General features: G+C 60.4%; 17 protein-coding genes. 5 read left to right on the forward strand and 12 right to left on the reverse strand.

Translation table 11 applies throughout. The features are described from left to right. Window positions 1-123 precede the first annotated feature (123 nt). The 5 genes from ABRZ26_RS04165 (at window position 124) to ABRZ26_RS04185 (ending at window position 5,422) form a co-directional block, all read left to right on the forward strand. Window positions 124-1,089: a LysR family transcriptional regulator gene (locus ABRZ26_RS04165; protein WP_319603374.1), complete on the forward strand. Its 966-nt coding sequence runs from the start codon at window positions 124-126 to the stop codon at window positions 1,087-1,089. A gap of 279 nt (window positions 1,090-1,368) precedes the next feature. Then, entirely contained in the window at window positions 1,369-2,346 is a 978-nt protein-coding gene (locus ABRZ26_RS04170) for a tripartite tricarboxylate transporter substrate binding protein (protein ID WP_319603004.1), read from the forward strand. Then, entirely contained in the window at window positions 2,337-2,816 is a 480-nt protein-coding gene (locus ABRZ26_RS04175) for a tripartite tricarboxylate transporter TctB family protein (protein WP_319603005.1), read from the forward strand. The genes ABRZ26_RS04170 and ABRZ26_RS04175 overlap by 10 nt, the downstream gene beginning before the upstream one ends. Then, on the forward strand, window positions 2,813-4,294 hold the full coding sequence (locus ABRZ26_RS04180) for a tripartite tricarboxylate transporter permease (protein WP_319603006.1): 1,482 nt from the start codon (window positions 2,813-2,815) through the stop codon (window positions 4,292-4,294). The genes ABRZ26_RS04175 and ABRZ26_RS04180 overlap by 4 nt, the downstream gene beginning before the upstream one ends. 48 nt (window positions 4,295-4,342) lie before the next feature. Next, window positions 4,343-5,422 carry an NAD/NADP octopine/nopaline dehydrogenase family protein gene (locus ABRZ26_RS04185; protein ID WP_319603007.1) on the forward strand — a complete coding sequence of 360 codons (1,080 nt, stop codon included), beginning with the start codon at window positions 4,343-4,345 and terminating at the stop codon, window positions 5,420-5,422. 4 nt (window positions 5,423-5,426) lie between these two features. On the opposite strand, the gene ABRZ26_RS04190 is transcribed toward ABRZ26_RS04185, so the two are convergent. The 12 genes from ABRZ26_RS04190 to ABRZ26_RS04245 form a co-directional block, all read right to left on the reverse strand. After that, window positions 5,427-6,353: an oligopeptide/dipeptide ABC transporter ATP-binding protein gene (locus ABRZ26_RS04190; RefSeq protein ID WP_319603008.1), complete on the reverse strand. Its 927-nt coding sequence runs from the start codon at window positions 6,351-6,353 to the stop codon at window positions 5,427-5,429. After that, complete coding sequence (locus tag ABRZ26_RS04195; protein ID WP_319603009.1) at window positions 6,350-7,351, reverse strand: ABC transporter ATP-binding protein; 1,002 nt, start codon at window positions 7,349-7,351, stop codon at window positions 6,350-6,352. The genes ABRZ26_RS04190 and ABRZ26_RS04195 overlap by 4 nt, the downstream gene beginning before the upstream one ends. After that, window positions 7,348-8,211: an ABC transporter permease gene (locus ABRZ26_RS04200; RefSeq protein WP_319603010.1), complete on the reverse strand. Its 864-nt coding sequence runs from the start codon at window positions 8,209-8,211 to the stop codon at window positions 7,348-7,350. Before ABRZ26_RS04200 ends, ABRZ26_RS04195 begins: the two co-directional genes overlap by 4 nt. After that, window positions 8,208-9,164, reverse strand: coding sequence for an ABC transporter permease (locus ABRZ26_RS04205; RefSeq protein WP_319603011.1), 957 nt, complete (start codon window positions 9,162-9,164; stop codon window positions 8,208-8,210). Before ABRZ26_RS04205 ends, ABRZ26_RS04200 begins: the two co-directional genes overlap by 4 nt. A 12-nt stretch (window positions 9,165-9,176) precedes the next feature. After that, entirely contained in the window at window positions 9,177-10,742 is a 1,566-nt protein-coding gene (locus tag ABRZ26_RS04210) for an ABC transporter substrate-binding protein (protein ID WP_319603012.1), read from the reverse strand. A gap of 90 nt (window positions 10,743-10,832) precedes the next feature. After that, window positions 10,833-12,050, reverse strand: coding sequence for a M20 family metallopeptidase (locus tag ABRZ26_RS04215; RefSeq protein ID WP_319603013.1), 1,218 nt, complete (start codon window positions 12,048-12,050; stop codon window positions 10,833-10,835). Window positions 12,051-12,297: 247 nt separating this feature from the next. Beyond that, window positions 12,298-13,224, reverse strand: a complete 927-nt coding sequence (locus tag ABRZ26_RS04220; RefSeq protein WP_319603014.1) for a rhomboid family intramembrane serine protease — start codon at window positions 13,222-13,224, stop codon at window positions 12,298-12,300. 402 nt (window positions 13,225-13,626) lie between these two features. After that, window positions 13,627-14,307, reverse strand: a complete 681-nt coding sequence (locus ABRZ26_RS04225; RefSeq protein ID WP_319603015.1) for a fumarate hydratase C-terminal domain-containing protein — start codon at window positions 14,305-14,307, stop codon at window positions 13,627-13,629. Further along, window positions 14,283-15,236, reverse strand: a complete 954-nt coding sequence (locus ABRZ26_RS04230; protein ID WP_319603016.1) for a fumarate hydratase — start codon at window positions 15,234-15,236, stop codon at window positions 14,283-14,285. The genes ABRZ26_RS04225 and ABRZ26_RS04230 overlap by 25 nt, the downstream gene beginning before the upstream one ends. A gap of 25 nt (window positions 15,237-15,261) precedes the next feature. Next, the gene (locus tag ABRZ26_RS04235; protein ID WP_319603017.1) at window positions 15,262-17,007 is read right to left on the reverse strand and encodes an L-aspartate oxidase; all 1,746 of its coding nucleotides are present in this window, start codon (window positions 17,005-17,007) and stop codon (window positions 15,262-15,264) included. A gap of 2 nt (window positions 17,008-17,009) precedes the next feature. Then, window positions 17,010-17,357, reverse strand: coding sequence for a succinate dehydrogenase/fumarate reductase transmembrane subunit (locus tag ABRZ26_RS04240; protein ID WP_319603018.1), 348 nt, complete (start codon window positions 17,355-17,357; stop codon window positions 17,010-17,012). Next, the gene (locus tag ABRZ26_RS04245) at window positions 17,354-17,683 is read right to left on the reverse strand and encodes a succinate dehydrogenase/fumarate reductase transmembrane subunit (RefSeq protein ID WP_319603019.1); all 330 of its coding nucleotides are present in this window, start codon (window positions 17,681-17,683) and stop codon (window positions 17,354-17,356) included. Before ABRZ26_RS04245 ends, ABRZ26_RS04240 begins: the two co-directional genes overlap by 4 nt. Between the last annotated feature and the right edge of the window lies 1 nt (window position 17,684).

Consider the following 17,684-nt stretch of genomic DNA (forward strand, 5'->3'; position numbering starts at 1 on the left):
GCGTAAAATTGCGTGTACAAGTCAAAAAAGTTTCCGCATGCTTTAAAAAAATGGTCGACGGGTGAACGCGGCGTCAGTCGCGGCAACGTCGACGCGATGGACAAGAGAAAAGGAATGGACGGCATGTCGAAAACGGCGATTTTAGAAGATTTGGATTTACGTCAGCTTGAGGCGTTCTCAGCGGTGATTTCTTCCGGCAGCATCACCGCCGCGGCGAAAAACCTCCGCCGCTCGCAGCCCGCGGTCAGCCGGCTGATTCAGGAGTTCGAAAATAAAATCGGCTACCCGCTGTTTTTGCGCAACGGCCCGCGCATCACCGCCACCGAGCAGGCTTACCAGTTGCACGAGTCCGTCGAGCACGCCTTGATTTCGCTGCGGCAGGTTCAACTACGGGCGAAGGAAATCGCCGGAGAAGAAGAAAAACCGCTGATCATCGCCGCCACGCCCGCGATGGCGGCGGGCTTATTGCCGACGGCCCTGGCCAAAGTGGAACTTAGCACGCCGTTGCAAATTCTGAGTTATTCGGCGGAGCAAACGCTGCACGCGGTGATCGACGGACGCGCCGATCTCGCCATCAGCAGCCTGCCGCTGGATCATAAAAACGTTCATCGGCACTGGATTGGACAATCAAGGTGCGTGGTGGTGCTCAGTGAAGACGATGAGCTGGCGCGGCAGAGTGAAATTCGTTTGCAGGATCTGGCGTCCCGCAAAATGATTACCCTCTACAACCCCTATCGCCTGCGCCACCGTTTTGAAGACGCGATGAAAAAAGCCCGCATCCAGCCGCGCTACGTGATAGAGACCAACTCGTCGGCCAATGTACTGGCCTGCGTGCGGGCCGGGTTGGGCGTGGCCATCACCGAGCCGGTGACCGCCTACGGCCTGCCGCTGCAAGGCATGACGATCCGCGAGCTGGATATCGAAATTCCGTACCATTTCGGCGTGATTACCCCGCAGGCGAAAACGCCGCGAACCGTGGTATTGCAGATTGTCGACGCGCTGGAGAATACGGCCAGAGAATTATTGCCGAATTTCGCGTTATTTCATTCCGACGATCACCATAAAATCATGCTTTCGTTAAGTCACTAAAATGAAGGAAAAGCCCGGTGTAGGACAGCGATACATTCGCCGGCGGAAACCCCGCCCGCTCATCGGTTCGCTGTCCCCATGATCAGACGCGAACGGTCGCCGTAACGGATTATATTCAATCTCCGTTTCTGCGATTTTAAAATAAACGACAAAAATAAATTTTATTTTTATTCCAACCGGAAGGCATCCGCACGTCGTAATAACGCCGTGGCGGGCGGAGGACTTTCATTAAATAACCGCAGCACCATTAAAATAAAGATATTTATTGCGAGGGTAATAATGAAAATAAAACATCAATACCTTAATAAAGCCGTAATTGGACTGGTTGTATCCGGCGCATTATTTTCCGGCGGCGCGCTGGCCGAATATCCGGAGAAACCGATACAAATGCTGGTGGCCTTTGCGCCCGGCGGCGGTACGGATATCGCCGCCCGCTCGGTCGCCCACTATCTCGAAAAGCATCTGGCGAAAAACGCCAGCGTCGCGGTCATTAATAAACCCGGCGCCGGCGGGGAAATCGGCTGGACGGCGCTGGCGCGCGCCAAACCGGACGGCTACACCATCGGCATGATCAATCCCCCGGCGACCAATGCGCTGGTCGTGGAAGGCAAGGCGAAATACACCATGGATGATTTTCAGCCTATCGCCAATCTGGTTTATGACCCCGGCATTCTGGTCGTCAACCAGCAAAGCCCCTATCAAACCCTGGCGCAATTGATTGATGCGGCCCGACAGACGCCGGATAAGCTGGTTATCGGCACCTCCGGCGCGGCGGGCTCGTCGGAACATGTCGCCATTCTCAATCTCAACCGGCAGGCCGGCATACGGTTTAAGACCGCGTTCTTCGGCAGCACCGCGCCCGTGCGACAGGCGGTGCTGGGCAACCACGTTCCGGCGGCGACCATGAATCTCAGCGAAGCTCTGCCGCTGGTCAGGGAAGGCCAAATACGCATTTTGGGCGTTATGGCCGAGCAGCGCTCGCCGTGGTTAAAAGACGCGCCGACCTTCCGCGAACAACATATCGATCTGGTGGCCGGGGCGTCGCGCGGCATCGCCGCACCCAAAGGCACGCCGCCGGAAATCGTCGCCCGGCTGGAAAAAGCCCTGCACGACGTCATCAACGATCCTGAGTATCTGGCCGCCGCGCAGAAAGCCGAAATCCCGTTGAATTATCTGGACGCTCAGGGCTACGGCAAACTGATTCAGCGTGTTAACGGCGATTTGGCCGAAACCTGGAAAATCACGCCATGGCGCTGAAATTGAACCCATCCCGCTGGCATACCGAGTTTTTTTTCGCCCTGCTGTGGATAGCGATCGCCGCGGGCATCTACGTCGGCGCGGCGGCATACAGCCCGAGCAGCGCGATCTTCCCGCGCGCGCTGGCGATGCTGCTGGCGCTCGGCGGTCTGGCTCAGGCGATCCGGCTCTATCGGCGACGGACGCATGAAAACGGCGCGCCGCGGCGACTGCTGGACGCGCCGCTCAGGGTGGCGATCGGCTTCCTGATGGTCGCCGCCTATATTCTGCTGATGAATGCGATCGGTTATATCGCCGCCAGCCTGCTGTTTGGCGTCATGCTGCCGCTGCTGGCGGGGTATCGGCGTCTGTGGCCGATTTTCGCCAGCGTAACGGGCTCGCTGCTGTTGATTGTGACGGTGTTTCGCATCCTGCTGGATCGGCCGCTGCCGCCGGGTATTGTCGAATCCCTGCTGGAGCGCGCGTTATGATCGAGGCCCTGCTCAGCGCCCTGCCGCATGTGCTGGCGCCGTCCAATCTGCTGGCGGTTCTGCTGGGAACCGTCTCGGGACTGGTGGTCGGCGCGCTGCCGGGACTGACCGTCACCACCGGTATCGCCGTTCTCATTCCCCTGACGTTCGGCGTCGATCCCCTCTTCGCGCTGGGCATGATGGCCGGTATGTATAACGGCGGCAGCTACGGCGGCGCCATTCCGGCGATTCTGCTGCGTATTCCGGGAACGCCCGCGTCGGTCGCCACCGTACTGGACGGCTATGCCATGACGCGTCAGGGCAAGGCCGCCTATGCATTACAGGTGGCGGTTATTTCCGGCGTGATCGGCAGCGTGCTGTCCGCCATCGCCCTGATCCTGTTTGCGCCGGGACTGGCGAAGATCGGTCTGTTTTTCTCGCCGGCGGACTACTTCTGGGTCTCTCTGCTCGGTCTGGCCACCGTCACCTCGCTGCTGGGCGACGACTTTCTCAAGGGCGCGATCGCCGCCCTGCTGGGACTGGCGATCGGCACCATCGGGCAGGATATCTCCACCGGCGACGAGCGCTTTACCTTCGGCCTGCTGGAGTTGGCCGAAGGGCTGGATCTGGTGGTGTTGCTGACCGCGCTGTTCGCCTTCCCGCCGGTCATCCATATGTTTGAACACGCCTCCGCCGCCGGTCTCTCCGGCCATCTGTTAAAGCTGAAGCGTCAGGGCTCCGTGCTGGCGCAATGGCGACAGTTTATGCCGGTCTGGCTGCGCAGTTCGTTTATCGGCATTGTGATCGGCATCCTGCCCGGCGCGGGCGGCAGCATGTCCTGCTACCTCGCCTATAACGACGCCAAACGGCGCGACGACGATCCCGACAGCTTCGGGAAAGGGAATCCGAAAGGGGTGGCGGCATCGGAAGCGGGAAACGGCGCCGATAACGCGTCCTCGCTGATTCCCGCCTTAACGCTGGGCATTCCCGGTTCCGGCGTCGCGGCGGTCATTCTGGGCGGCTTGCTGGTGCAGGGATTACGCCCCGGCCCGCAGCTATTTCAGGAACACCCGGACGTGGTTTACGGCTTTATGCTGCAAATGCTGCTGTCCGCCCTGTTGCTGGCCGTGGTCGGCGGGTTGACCGCCACGCGGATTTTCGGTCAGGCGCTGCGGCTGCCGGCGGTTCTGCTGGCGCCGATCGTTATGCTGTTTATTACCGTCGGCATTTATGCGGTCAACAACGCCCAATTCGATCTTTACCTGTTTTTCGGCATCGGCATCGTCGCTTACTTCATGGAAAAGCTCGACTACCCGAGCGCGCCGATCATTCTCGGCGTGATGCTGGGGCCGATAGCGGAAACCCAGCTCAATCTGGCGTTAACGCTGGGCAACGGCAATCCGGCGACGCTGGCCGACTCCCCCTTGTCCCTGCTGTTGATCCTGTTAACGGCTTTCATCCTGTTCACGCCCTTCTGGCGCTACCGTCGAAAAAAATAACGCTGCCGGCCGGTTAACGCCGCCGGCAGAAAAAACAAAGGAATCATCATGAATGTAGCCATTCTGGGTGGCGGCAATATCGGCTTTGCCACCACCGCCTGGATATCCGACGCCGGGCATCGGCCGATTCTCTGGTCGCCCGTCGCGCAAGATCTTGCTCCATTGCAGGCCAACGATAACCGGCTCTCTTTTACCGGCGTCATCAGCGGCGAGTGTCGGCCGGACGTCACGACGGATATCGCCTATGCGGTGAACCACGCGGACGTCATTTTCATCTGCGTGCCGGGATACGCGCACAAAACGGTGATTGACGCCCTGACGCCCCATATGCGCGACGAACTGCCGATTATCATCAACAGCGCCTGCTCGCTGAGCGCGCTGTACCTGTCAAAACGGCTGACCGCACGCCATATTGCTGCGCCGATCATCACCTGGGGCACCACCGCGCTCACCGCCCGCCGTCAGGCGAACGGCTGTGAAGTCGCCATCATGGCGGCAAGAAAATTCGTCCATGTCGCCACGCTGCCGATGCAGGATAATGCGCGCGCCATCGCCCTGTGTACGGCGCTGTTCGGCCGCCGCTTTCTGGCTCAGCGCAATACGTTGGCGACGTCGCTGATCAATATCAATCCCATCGCCCATCTGGGGCTGGCGCTGTGCAACATCACGCGCATTGAAAGACAGGAAAGCTGGCCGCAATATCATTATCTGACGCCGGGAGTCGCCAATTTGATTTCCTCGCTGGAGCAGGAACGTCAGACGCTGGCGCGCCGGTTCGGCCTACAGTTGCACAGTATCGAAGAACATTTTCAGCAGTCGTTCAACGTTCCGCAAAACGAGCTGGCGGATATTGCGGCCGAACTGCACCGCCGACGCGGCGGCCCGGCCGGGCCGGTCAGCATGGATACGCGTTTCATTCTGGAAGATACGCCCTATGGACTGGCGTTTGCCGAAGCGATCGCGCAGAAAGCGGGAATCAATCTGACCCTGCACTCCTCGGTGATTAACGTGGCGGCGGCGATATGGAAAAGAGATTTACGTCATGAGAACAATATCCTGCCGGAGCTGGGATTGGAGGCGATGTCGCTGAACGAGTTTGATCAGGTTATTTGTTCCGGCTATCGGTGAAAAATCAGCTATCCGGACAGCACCGTACCCGGTGGGTAGGCGTTAACCAGTAATACTGATCCGGATGGCGGTTGCAGGTTTTACCGTCGCGGAACTCGCATCCCGAGGGCTGCGCGGCGTGCGGTAATGCCCGCGTCTGGTTTTTCAGCCGCGGGTGCGCCGGCGGGATCGCCTGTAGCAGATAGCGGGTATAGGGATGCTGCGGCGCGGCGAACAGTTCCGCGACGGCGCCCTCCTCCACGATCAGGCCGCGCGACATCACGCCCACGCGGTCGGCGATATGATGCACCACGCTGAGATCGTGGGCGATAAACAGATAAGCCAGCCCCTGCTCGCGCTGCAAGCGCATCAGCAAATTCAGGATCTGCGACTGGATGGAGACATCCAGCGCCGATACCGGTTCATCGCAAACGATCAGTTTCGGCGCCAGTATCAGCGCGCGGGCGATACCGATACGCTGGCGCTGCCCGCCGGAAAACTCATGGGGATAGCGCCGGCCATCCGCCGGACTGAAACCGACGCGAGTCAATATCTGCTCCACCTGTTGCCGGCGCTTGCCGGCATCGCGCTCGCCGTGAATAATCAGCGGCTCTTCAATGCTGTAGCCGATGGCGCGTTTCGGGTCGAGCGACGATAGCGGATCCTGAAAAATCATCTGCATATCTTTGCGCACCTCACGCCACTGACGGCTGTTCAAGCTCAACAGTTGCCGGCCGTCGAAGATAACCTCGCCGCCGGAAGCCGCGGTCAGGCCGAGCAGGCTGCGTCCGGTGGTGCTTTTGCCGCTGCCTGATTCCCCCACCAGCGCATAGGTTTCGCCGAGCGAAATATGAAAGCTGACATCCTCCAGCGCGGTGAATGGCTTAGCGCGCCATCCCTTGCCGGCAAAGGTTTTACTTAAATGACGCACGGTCAATAACGGTTCGCTCATACCGGCCCGCCTATCTCTTCCACCCGCCAGCAGCGCACGCGATGGGTTTTATCCGATAAGGCGCGCAACGCGGGATGCTGCTCGCGGCAACGCGCCTGCGCATAAGGACAGCGTTCGGCAAAGCCGCAGCCGGGGATGGCGACGGACAGCGCCGGCACCGTGCCGAGGATCTCCGGCAGATCGACTTTGCGCTCGCCGTCCAGTCTGGGTACAGCCTGCAACAGCGCGCGGGTATAGGGATGCAGCGGATTATCGAACAGGCTGACGACGTCCGCCTCTTCCACCACTTCGCCGAGATACATCACCAGCACGCGCTGACACAATTGCGCCACCACCGACAGATCGTGGGTAATCAGGATGATGCCCATGCCGCTATCGGCTTTGACCTTTTCCAGCAGGGCCAGAATCTGCGCCTGAATGGTGACGTCCAGCGCGGTGGTCGGCTCATCGGCGATCAGCAGCGCGGGACGACTGGCGATCGCCATCGCAATCATCACGCGCTGGCGCATGCCGCCGGAAATTTCATGCGGGTACGCCGCCGCGCAGCGGGGCGCATCGTCAATACCGACCTGATGCAGCAACGAAATCACCTCCGCCCGACGCTGCCGGCGCGTCAGCGCGCGGTGCAGGATCAGGCTCTCCTCAATTTGGCATCCCACGGTAAAAACCGGATTCAGGCTGGATAGCGGATCCTGGAAAATCATCGCCATCCGGCTGCCGCGCCAGCGCTGCAATGCGGCGGGCGACAGATCGTCCAACCGTTCGCCGTCAAAGATCATTTCGCCGGCGACGCGGCTGGAACGCGCCGGCAGCAGCCCCATCAGCGCCTGCGCCGTCACGCTTTTGCCGCAACCGGACTCGCCGATGATGCCCAGCGTTTCATGACGGTCGACGGCTAACGACAGATCGCGCACCGGCGCCACCACGCCCTCGCGGGTGGCGAACCTGACCTGTAATCCGTTCACCGAGAGTAAAGTTTGCGACTGGCTGTTGTTCATCGGCCTGGGGTCTCATTTTTAAGCTGACGCAACAGACGGCGCGTCAAGGGTTGCAGCCCGCGATCGGCGCCGTCGCGCAGCGCGTCGCCGACGATATTCAGCGCCAGAATCAACAGCACGATGGCGATACCGGGGAAAAAGGTCATCCACCAGGCGGTGAAAATCACCTTTTTCCCTTCCAGCAGCAGGTTGCCCAGACTGGGCATCGGCGCCGGAATGCCGGAGCCGAGAAAGCTCAGCGCCGCTTCGGTCAGAATGGCCACCGAGAAAATCCAGCTGACCTGCACGATCAACGGGGAGACGACGTTCGGCAGCAGGTGCAGCCAGATAATGCGCGCGCCGCTCGCTCCCTGAGCGCGCAGGGCTTCAATATAATTCTTCTCTTTGATCGCCAGCGCGGCGGCGCGGATCACGCGCGCCACCGAGGGGACGTACACCAGCGACAGCGCCAGCACCACATTGGCGGTATTCGGCCCCAAAATACCGACGATGGCGATCGCCAGCAGCAGCGAGGGAAAGGCGAACAGCCCGTCGCAGATACGCATCAGCAGCAGATCCAGCCAGCGATACCAGGCGCACAGCAGACCGATCGTCATCCCGATAACACCCGCCGCCAGCGCGACGGCCGCGCCGACAGAAAGCGAAATCCGCACCGCCAGCGCCACGCGGACAAACAGATCGCGGCCGAAATTATCGGTGCCGAACCAGTGGGTCGCGCCGGGCGGTTGCAGGCGGGTTAACGGACTGATGGCATAAGGGTCGAACGGGCTGATGCCGCTGCCGCACAGCGAAAACACCAGGATAATCAACAATAGCGCGCCGCCTGCGACAAGCTGCGGCTGGATAAAAAACTTTTTCATGAGGCTTTACCGCTGACGGAAAGACGGGGATCGAGCAGATAGCTGAGGATATCGACCGCCAGATTAATCAGCACATAGCTGACGGTAATCAGCAGCACCGCGCCCTGAATCACGGTGAAATCGCGTCGTTCGATGGCATCGACCACCAGCGAACCGACGCCCGGAATGCCGAACACGCTTTCAATCACAATGGCGCCGGTGACCAGCGAGCCAAAGGATTCGCCGCAGACGGTCAACACCGGCAGCAGCCCGTTTCTCAAGGTGTGGCGCAGCAAGACCGTGCGTTCCGGCACCCCTTTGGCGCGGGCGGTTTTAATAAAGCCTTCCTGGAGCACATCCAGCATCACCGCGCGCGTCATCCGCGCAATCAATGCCGCGATGCGAAAGCCCAGCGCCAGCGCCGGCAGGGTTAAATACCACAGGTTCAGCCACATATCGCCGCGGGTGGAGCTATACCCCACCACCGGAAACCAGCGTAGCCGCACGGCGAAAAAGAAAATCAGGAACAGGCCGAGCAAAAATCCGGGGATCGACATCCCCAGCGTCGCCAGCCACATGATAATGCGATCCAGAAGCCTGCCGTGCCGCCAGGCGCTGAGAATGCCGCCGCCGACGCCGAGCAGCAGCGCGATGCCCTGCGCATAAATCGCCAGCGCCAGCGTCGGTTGCAGGTGCTGGAGAAACAGCGACAGCACGCTGGCGTCCATCAACAACGAGTGGCCGAGATCGCCGCTCAGCACCGCGCCGAACCAGTGCGCGAACTGCGCCGGCAGGGGTCTATCCAACCCCATTTGCCGACGCAGCGCGGCGATGTCCTGCGGATTGGCGTCATTACCCAGGATCACCAGCGCCGGATCGCCCGGCGCCAGATGCACCAGGCAGAACACCACCACCGACACCACAAACAGCACCGGCAGCAACGCCAGCAAGCGATGGAGAATATACCAACCCATGCGTTGCTCCGCTTACTGCGCCGTGATGCCGACATTCCACAATACCGGCCCGATCAGGTCGTAATAGCCGTGAACATGATGTTTGATCGCCACCGCGTCCGGCGTGGTGCGCCCCAGTACGATCACCGGCAGGTATGTCCAGATTTGCAGGTGCAGTTTATCCACCAACGGTCTGGCCGCCTGCAACGACGGCGCCTGCTTGATGTCGTCCAGCGTGGCGTCGATCTCCGGGCTGTTGCTCAGGCCGGGAAATTTGGCGCGCGAGTCGAGGAAAGGATACTGGTGCAGCACCTGACGCATGGAGAACTCCAGCGCGCACAGATCGAACGTGCTCGGATCCTGACGCCGTTGCAGCACCGTGGCCCAGTCGTAGACATCCAGTCGGGATTTCACCCCAATCTGTTTGAGCACCTGCTGCGCCACAATCGCCAGGTTATACAGCTCGGCGTACTCCTTGGTGGCGATGATCACCACCTCTTCGCCGTTGTAGCCGGATTCCTTCACCCGTCGGCGCGCCTCATCCAGTTGATGCTGATTCCAGTAAGGTTTGCCGGCTTCGCTATACCAGTCCACCTGCTCGGGAAAACCGAGGGAGGAACCCGCCTTGAAAAAGCGCTCATCGCTGTAGCCGGCCAACAGCGACTGATGCACATCCAGCGCCAGATTGAACGCCTGACGCAGCTTGACGTCGGCGAACGGCCCGCGATGCTTATTGAACAGATAGGTGATCAGCGATCCGCCCGCCTCCGGCCGGTACAGTTCGACATCGCGCGCGTTGTTAAGTGCATCGATATTATCTTTCGGCAGGTCGAAAACCACGTCATATTCGCCGGTCAGCGCCCCGGCCAGCCGCGTGGACTCATCGGTGATATAGCGGAACCAGATATCCCTGACGTCGGCTTTTTTCTGCCCCGACAGGCCGTTTGCCGGCTCGCTGCGGGAAACATAGTCGTCGTAGCGGGTGAGATGCAGGTACTCGCCCGGTTTAAACTCCGCCAGCTTATACGGGCCGGTGCCAATCAGTTGGCTGACCGGTTTTTTGCCGGCATTGGCTTCCTCTATCAGCCGTTTGGGCATGATCGAGGCCAGATTTTTCAAATCGGCCAGCACGTTGAGCGTGATCAGCGACGGCGTCTGCACCGTCAACCGCACGCTGTCATCATCGACTTTGCTGAACTGCGCGCCCGGCAGGTTGGCTTTGCCCTGCGTCGACACCGCCAGCCAGCGGTTCATCGACGCCACCACATCATCCGCCGTCAACGGTTGACCGTCGTGAAAACGGATGCCCTTGCGCAGCACAAACGTGTAGGTTTTGCGGTCATCGCTGAGCGTATAGCTTTCCACCAGCTCCGGCACCGGTTCGAACTTGTCGTTGATGGTGAACAGTTGTTCAAAAATATGGCGCACCACATCGGTGGTGGCGCTGTTGGTGGTCAGGTAAGGATCGAGCGTACCCGGCCGCTTGCCGTAGGCGATATTCAACGTCGCGTTGCGATCGACGGCATCGGCCTGCGCGATTCCCCAGGGTAAGCTGGTCGCCAGCAGCAGTGCGGCGAGCGGAAAAGTGAACCACTTCATTGATGGGAAACTCCCTTATTGTTGTCATGGCGAAATTGTTGTCATGGCGAAATCGTGGTGATGAGAACGGCGTCGTTACGGCTAACGCATTCAGGCCGCGCGCGTGACAGCGTCACGATTGGCGAATTCGTCTTTGATCTCCTGCAACAACCGGGCATCCGTCAACAGGCGCAGCCCGCTGCGCGCCAGTACTTTCGCCCCGGCGAGCAGCGCCGTGTAGCCCAGCGGCGAGTTGGCCGCTTCCCGAAACGGCACCGTGTGGCCGACCAGGTCGTCCGGGCCAATCTTGATGGTGGGATGCGCGGTGGGCACCGCGTGGCTGATATCGCCGGCGTCGGTGGAACCGATGCCCTGTTTGTCCGTCAGATCGACGCTTTCCCCCACCGCGGTAAACTCCTCCAGCAGCAGGGTATTCAGCCGATGGTTGATATTAAAATCGCGCGGGCCGACCTGATGCTCAATCTTGACCGTCGCGCCGGTCGCCAGCGCCACGCCCTCGGCGATGGCGCGAATGCGCGGCTCCAGCGCGATCACTTCCTCGCGGGTTTTGGCGCGAATGTAGTAATGCGCCGAGGCGTATTCGGGGATCACGTTCGGCGCCTGACCGCCGTTGGTGATGATGCCGTGTACCCTGACGCCATCGGGCAACTGCTGGCGCAATACGCTGATGCCGTTGTACAGCAGCACCAGCGCATCCAGCGCGTTGACGCCTTTATCGGGCGAGCTGCCGGCATGGGAAGGTTTGCCGTAAAAATGAAAATAGAGATGATTGTTGGCCAGCGACGGGCCGGTGAGGCGGGTTTTGCCGGACGGATGCACCATCAGCGCGACATCCACATCCTCCAGCAACCCGTGCTCGACGAAACGCGCCTTCACATTGCCGTTCGGGCCGCCTTTGCCGCGCAGTCCGCCCTCTTCGGCCGGCGTACCCAATACCGCCACGCGTCCGCCGGTGACGTTGATGACCGACGCCAGCGCGATCGCCGCCGCCACGCTGGTGACCCCGATAATGTTGTGGCCGCAGGCATGGCCGATATCAATCAGTGCGTCGTATTCCGCCAGAAAAGCGATGGTCGGGCCGGGTTTACCGCTGTCTTTCAGCGCATAGAAGGCCGTTTCATGCCCCGCCACGCCGGAGGTGACCTGAAACTGATGCTTCGCCAGCAGCCTGGTAAGCAGCTGATTGGCGTAATATTCGTTATTGCCGGTTTCCGGGTGGGCATGAATATCCCTGGAAACCGTAATATATTCCTCACTGTGTTTTTCGATGCTCTCTTCCAGTTGCGAAAATAACGCCGCGACGCTCATGTTTATGTCACCAGATTGTTATAAAACGAGAGCTACAGTTAACGCGGCGCGTTTAATAATTAAAAGCATCGATTTTTGCTTTCTATATACATTTTTTGATTAAAACGACAGACCGATAATGCATTGCGGATAACGAACCGGGAGCAAAAGCCCCCGGTTCGCGATGATTTATTGGGTCTGTTCAGTCAGACAGCGATAGCGCGGCAGCGACTGTTCATCGCGCATTGTCTGAGAAACCGGCAGACTTTTATTCATATCGATAAATTGAGTGCGCCGGATCGGCGGCATAGTCCGGCCACTCCTGACGGGCTATCTCGATCTGCGCCAGACGATCAATTTCAGCCTGCGCTTTCGCCTGCCGCGCCCGTAATTCATCCGCGCTTTTCTGGACTTCTTTCGCCATTGCCTCCAGTACCGCACTGCGCACGCTGTCGCTGCGTTTATCATTATGCCGCGCGCTCAGGTTGTAGCCGACGGCGCCCGTGATCATCAGCGCCAGCGCCACATAACTCAGGATCAGTGCGCGCCGGCTACACCGATGCAAGGCATAAATCGCCGCCGGCAGGCTAATCAGCACGCCGAAAATAAAGCCGCTGATGTGCGCGATATGATCGATGTTCTTTTCAAACAGGCTATAACCAAACAGCATGAAGAGCGCCAAAGCGCCGTTTTTAACATCGAAGGTCAGTTCATTATAAGTATTGAAAGTAAGAAACCGCCTGACCGCTACCCCGGCAATCGCGTAAATGGCGCCCGATGCGCCAACCGTCAGGAAGATCATGATGGGAGAAGCGTGGAACATCGCCTGATAAAGTTGGCTGGGATGGTCGTTAAAATGCCATGCGGCGCTAACGAAATTGGACAGAACGCCGCAGCTAAGATAGATAAACAGATAGAAAACCCGTCCAATCTGTTGTTCGGCCAGTGTCCCGACAGCCAGCAAAACCGCCATATTCATCGCCAGATGTTCGAGATCCTGATGCAGGAAAAGAGCGCTGAGCAAACGCCAACCGTCGCCAGTCACAGAAAGCTGCGCAACATTCGCGCCCATCTTGTAAAGATCGCCCAAGGAAAACGAAAGATCCCCGTCGCCCACACGACATTGCCAGATAAACACCGCCACATTGACCGCAATAATAAGCAGCGTGACGATGGGCGCTCGCCATCCTTTCATGATATGAAACTCCCTTTTTCAATTTTTTATATACCCTAAATAATTCGAGTTGCAGGAAGGCCAATGCACCAGCAACTTGAAGTATGACGGGTATGGCAAATAAATTTAACAATAGCGGAAAGTAAACCTTTCCTCGCACATCCGGCAACGGCGACCGCCGAGGCCGGAAAGGCATGCATTTTAAAGTCAATGGTGATGAATAACCACTGTGATACGCGTCGGCAAAAACGGGGGATTTCGCCATAACGCAGCTATGCGGCTTTAGGAAGCGCGGTGTGGTTGATGAAACAGCGCGGCCATTGCTGATGGCTTATTTTGCGGATGTATACCCGGCGCAGCGATTTGAACGACCGCTTTTCCAGCGCCGCGCGGGGAAACGGCGTGAGATGCGCGGCCGTCCGGCTACATCAGTTCCTGTCGGCGATCGTCGGTTTCGCCGTAGCGGTGCAGCGTCGGCGGCTTAAGCCCCTGATAAAGCGCGTCGATGCCGGCATTGATGAGCTGATTATGCTGTTCAAACAGCGAGTTGCCGCGCAGATCGCTTTCGACGATAAACGGGCCGAACCGCTCCACCTCAAACAGCCACATCGCCTGGGCGATGCCCAGTTCCGCCAGCCAGTGAACGTCGATAACGCGCCTGATGCTCCGCCCCAGCAGCGCGCCGGTGCCGTAACCGACCGTGGTCAGGTAGATCGCCCCGGCCGGCACCAGCACCTGCCGGTATTGCTCCGCCGGCATGCCGCCCTTGCCGAGCACGATATTGCTGCCGGAGAGCGACAACCAGCGCGCCATCCAGTTGGCAAAGCGAAAGCTGGCGGTGGCGGTGACGGCGCCCACCTGATAGCCGCCGACGCCGTCCGGCGCCGCGGCCGGCGAGCAGTGGAAATTCACCTGGCTGATCGCGCGCAAATCCAGCGGCAACGGGCGTCCCTCATCCAGGATCAGGCGATAGACGCCTTCGCGGGCGGTGTAAATATTGCCGCTGAGATACACCACCGTGCCGATTTCCAACTGCGCCAGATCCTCGGCGGATACCGGCAACGTTAGTTCAACCACTTTCAGTTCGTCAGATTTTCCGGCCATTCCACACTCTCGCGTCGCAAATAAGGCGTGAACCAGACGGGGTCGGTACGATAGCTGACCGAGCCGTCGGCATGGATCCGCGCCGTGGCGCGGCGTGAAGCAAGACAAAAGGTATGCAGGCTGACCGGCATGCCGCCGGTATGGGTGTAGCCCACTTCGATATGACAGTCCGCCACCATCGAACGCCCTTCCAGCCCCATCGCGCCGATGCCGAGCGAATTGCCCAGCGCCAGAATGTCCAGTTCCAGTTGGGCGATGCGCGGGTCAGGGTTACGATCGCCCACCACCCGCAGGCAGGCGGCCTGTTTGCCGAGTTGCATGCAGGTGTCCTTCGAGCCGCCGATGCCGATGCCGACGATCGCCGGCTGGCAGGCCAACCCGCGCTTGCCGAACGCAATCAGCGTATCCAGCGCGAAACGTTTGATGCCGTCGATGCCGTCGCCGGGAAACAGCATGCGGTAGTCGGTGCCGAACAGCCCGCCTTTGTGTACGGTCGTGATATCCACCCAGTCGGCGTCCGGTTCGAACGACCATTCGATTTCCGGCGCATTGATGCCGACATTGTTGTTGAACTCCGTGCGCCATAAAGGATGAACGCGATTGGGGCGCAAAGGAATATCCTGCGTCGCCCGCGCGGTGGCGCGGCGCAGCGCGCGCTCGACGCCGACAAAGCCGTTATCGACCGCGGCATTGTTGCCCCACTTGATGTAATAACGCGGCAGCCCGGTATCGGCGCACATCGGCCGGCGATCGTCGCCGGCGGCCTGCCAGTTTGCGATCATCGTATCCAGCACGAAACGCGACAGCACGCCGCTTTCCTCCCGCTGCATGGATTTGATTTTGTCGCGATAATCCGCTGGGATATCGATGGCGGCGCGTTGCATGATTTCGTAGGCAGCCTGTTCCACCCGTTGGATGGCGACGCTCATGATGCGAACTCCTGATTGAATAATGTCATATTGCTTCCTTTTCGGCGGGTTCCGTCAACAGCGTTTCCCCCGGCCTGACGAGGTCAAACGCCACCGGCACCTGCTCCAGATGCAGCGTCGCGCCAGCGTCATCGCTGCTGATGCGCGTATAGCGGCTGGTCGCCAGATCGCCGGTGGCGGGAAAATCTTCCCGGAAATGCGCGCCGCGGCTGTCGTTGCGCGCCAGCGCCGCCGTGGCGATAGTGCGCGCGATCAGCAGTTGGCTGTCCACATTCAGCCAGTCGTGCCAGCTCAAGTTGTAGCGCCGCTCGCCGTCGCGCACGCCAAAGGTCGCCAGTTCGCCGAGGTACTGATCCAGCCGGTCGGCTCCGCTGACGATGCCCTCGCGGGTACGCATCACGCCGACGTGATCCCACATGGTCTGCGCCAGTGCCTCGCGCAACGGCGCCAGCGAGCCGGGCCGGGCGGCAAAGGCGCGTTCGGCGCGGGCGACGCCCGCCTCGATGCGCGTACGATCCGGATCGCGCCAGCCGTCGCCCCGCTGAAGATAAGCCGCCATCGCGTCGCCGGCGATACCGCCGAATACCGTGGAGCAGGCCACGCCGTTGCCGCCCAGCCGGTTCGCGCCGTGTACGCCGCCGCTGTCCTCGCCGGCCACATACAAACCGGGCGAGGCGGTGGAACAGTCGACCTCGAACTCCACGCCGCCCATCAGATAGTGCGCGGTAGGCACCACCTCGACCAAGCCGCCCGCCAGATCAAAACCGCAGTCGGCGCAGCGGGACACCATACCGGGAAACAGCCGGCGCACCTTCTCTTCCCCCAGGTGCTTCATCTGGATAAACACGCCGCCCATCGGCCCGGTGCGGCCCGCCCGCATCTCGGCGTAAATGCCCCGGCTGACCACGTCGCGCGTGGCGCGTTCGCCGCGCGGATCATAGCGCTGCATAAAGCGCTCGCCCTGCCCGTTGAGCAGATAGCCGCCCGCGCCGCGCAGCCCTTCTTCCAGCACCGTACCGGTCATGCGCGTGTCCGGCCCGCCCAGCAGCCCGGTGGGATGGAACTGCACCATCTCCATGTCGCGCAGGCGCAGGCCATAGCGCAGCGCCATCGCCAGCCCGTCGCAGGATTTCTCGCCGGAGGGCGTATGGTAACGATACATGGTGGGGCCGGCGCCGGTGGCCAGCAGCACGGCTTTCGCCTGAATCAGACGATAGACGCCGCGGCGCAGATCGATAAACAGCACGGCGGCGATGCCCGAACCGTCCGCCGCCGGGATCAGTTCGATGGCCCGGTGCTCTTCCAGCTCGCGCACGCCCGCGCCGCGCACCTTCTCCATCAGCCGATTGATGATCTCGATGCCCGTCAGATCGGACTTGTGTACCGTGCGGTCGAAGGTCTGACCGGCAAAGGCTTTTTGATGCAGGGTGCCGTCGGGATTGCGGTCAAAAAAACAGCCGACTTCGTTCTCCAGTTCGCGCACCCGTTCTATTGCGCCGGCCACCAGTCGCCACACCAGATCCTGCCGCGGCAGCCATTTGCCGCCGTTCAGGGTGTCCATTACGTGCCGCTCTATCGAGTCGCCGGCCGCCAGCGCCACGTTGTAGCCGCCCTGTACCATCCGGGTACAGCCGCTTTTGCCGAGCAGCCCCTTGGTGGCGACGGTCACGTCCAGCGCGGGATTGGCCCGGCGCGCGTGCAGAGCGGCGAACAGCCCGGCGCCGCCGGAACCCAGGATCAAAATGTCGGTTTTTATGCTCTCGAACGGCATCGCTAGAGCACTCCCATAATAAAGACGGCGCCGACGGCCAGGGAGAATCCCGTTCCCCAGCCAATCCAGCCGAAGCGCGCCTGTTGCGGATGACACCAGTTCAATGTTTCCAGCGCCAGCAGACGCAACCCAAAGCTCACATGCAGGCAGAGCAGCACCACCAGTCCCCACTCCGCCGCTTTCACCAGCGGCAGATCGCTGAAGCGGATCACGCGCTCCAGTTGGGCTTCTCCCTCCAGCGCCAGACCGAGCACCAGAAAATGCGCCGGCAGAAACAGCGCCAGCGCCAGCCCGGACAGACGATGGCCGATAAAAGCCAGATAGCCTTTTTGACGGCGTAAAACCTTCATAGTCCCCCCACGGCGATCACGGCGCGCATGCCGAGGATCAGTAATAACACGGCCAGCCCCAGGCAAATCCCGCCCGCGGCGCGGTAACCGACGCCCGCCCATTCGATCAGAATGGCGCGAACGCCCAACGGCGCATGCAGGGCGACGCAGATCACGAAGGCGGAGTAAAACAGCAGCCAGCCGACGCTTCCCTGAGTACGCCCCAGGATGGCCCCGGCGCTAAGACCGCTGTGCGTCGCATAGAGGATGACGCCCAGATGGATCAGCACAAAGGGGATCAGGAACAAGGTGCTGAGCCGCTGAATAATGAACAGTTTTCTTTCCATC

Origin of the sequence: Brenneria sp. L4-2C (assembly GCF_040240335.1) — a bacterium.
Lineage (GTDB): Bacteria > Pseudomonadota > Gammaproteobacteria > Enterobacterales > Enterobacteriaceae > Brenneria.